The sequence below is a fragment of the Pseudomonas sp. MAFF 730105 genome (assembly GCF_055380705.1).
In genome coordinates this window covers 3,956,989-3,958,219 of record NZ_AP018438.1, presented here as the reverse complement: position 1 = coordinate 3,958,219, position 1,231 = coordinate 3,956,989, and the positions used below count along the sequence as shown (strand labels likewise).

The window sequence follows — 1,231 nt, the reverse complement described above, 5'->3', positions numbered from 1 at the left end:
CCGTCCTTCCTTCGGGCGCACCCATGGAACCCGGCGCTACGTTGGCCGGGCCTGAACTCAACGCACTCATGGTTATTTATGGAAAAGTCGAAGTTTCGAAAAATCGCTGTCGTGCTTGTCCTGGTCGCGGTGACCGGCCTGGTTTTCTATAGCGCTCAGTCGCCGGGCAAACCGCCGGAGTACCTGACCGCCACGGTCGAGCGCACTGACATCGAGAACGCCGTGCTGGCCACCGGGACGCTCCAGGGCGTCAAGCAGGTCGACGTCGGTGCCCAGGTGTCCGGGCAACTGAAGTCGCTCAAGGTCAAGCTGGGCGACAAGGTGAAGAAGGGCCAGTGGCTGGCGGAAATCGACCCGCTGCTGGCGCAGAACGCCTTGCGCCAGGCCCAGGTCAACGAAGAAAACCTGAAGGCGAAGCGGCAAGCCACCGCGGCACAACTCAAGGACGCGAAAGCCACTTACGATCGCTATAAGGTGCTGCAACCGGACGACGCGATTTCCAAGCAGGAATACGAGACCGCCGAATCGAACTACAAGGTGGAGGCTGCCAACCTGCTGTCCCTCGATGCACAGATCAAGGACGCGCAGATCCAGGTGGAAACGGCCCGGGTCAACCTGGCCTATACCCACATCGTCGCGCCCATCGACGGTTACGTCGTGGGGATCGTGACCCAGGAAGGCCAGACCGTGATCGCCGAGCAACTGGCGCCCGTGCTGCTGAAGCTGGCCGACCTGGACACCATGACCGTCAAGGCCCAGGTGTCCGAGGCCGATGTGATTCATATCGTGCCCGGGCAAGAGGTGTATTTCACCATTCTCGGTGAAGCGGAAAAACGCTATTACGCCACGCTGCGCGGCACTGAACCGGCACCGCAGAACTTCCTCGAGACCCAGAACGCCGGGACGCCCAAGCAGAACACCGCGGTGTTCTACAACAGCCTGTTCGACGTGCCGAACCCCGATCATCGCCTGCGTATCTCGATGACCGCCCAGGTCCGCATTGTCCTGGACAAGGCCAAGGCGGTGCTGACGGTTCCGGTCGCGGCCCTGGGCCCGAGAAACCAGGATGGCAGCTACGTGGTCCGGGTCCTCGACGCCGAAGGCAAGGCCCAGCCGCGTAACGTCCAGACGGGGATCAATAACAACGTCAGGGCTGAAATCAAGGACGGCCTGGCTGAAGGCGACAAGGTCGTCATCGGCGAGCCTACCCCAGCCGTGGCGGGAGCCTGAC

The 1,231-nt window shown here is 62.2% G+C and carries 1 protein-coding gene; it reads left to right on the top strand.

The features are described from left to right. The first annotated feature begins 78 nt into the window (after positions 1 to 78). On the top strand, positions 79 to 1,230 hold the full coding sequence (macA, locus tag PCOSP_RS17200) for a macrolide transporter subunit MacA (RefSeq protein WP_139643634.1): 1,152 nt from the start codon (positions 79 to 81) through the stop codon (positions 1,228 to 1,230). Position 1,231 lies beyond the last annotated feature (1 nt).

Coding starts and splice junctions, on each gene's coding strand:
- macA (WP_139643634.1), top strand. CDS start 79: ATGGAAAAGTCGAAGTTTCGAAAAATCGCTGTCGTGCTTGTCCTGGTC.